This window comes from Rhizobium sp. Leaf341, assembly GCF_001424325.1.
Taxonomy (GTDB): Bacteria; Pseudomonadota; Alphaproteobacteria; order Rhizobiales; family Rhizobiaceae; genus Ferranicluibacter.
Map to the genome: position 1 here is coordinate 50,934 of NZ_LMPE01000013.1, position 202 is coordinate 51,135.

Annotated in this window: 1 pseudogene; it reads right to left on the reverse strand. The window is 68.8% G+C overall.

Annotated features, from left to right (window positions below):
- Positions 1-202: pseudogene (locus ASG03_RS22040) on the reverse strand (electron transfer flavoprotein-ubiquinone oxidoreductase); the annotation flags it as partial.

Genomic DNA, 202 nt, shown 5'->3' on the forward strand with positions numbered 1-202 from the left:
ATCGGGCTTGGGATAGGCGATCGGCCTGTGGCGCGCCGCCGGCTCGAGGCTCTGCGCATCGGTCTTGCCGTGCTTCAGCGTGCCGAAGACCGAGAAGCCGAGAAGCTGGTTGGTCCACATGTCGAGGCCGCCGAGCGCAACGCCCGCCACCGTGCCGAGCTTCGACCAGAGCGGCTTGACGTTGCGCACCCGCCGCAGATCC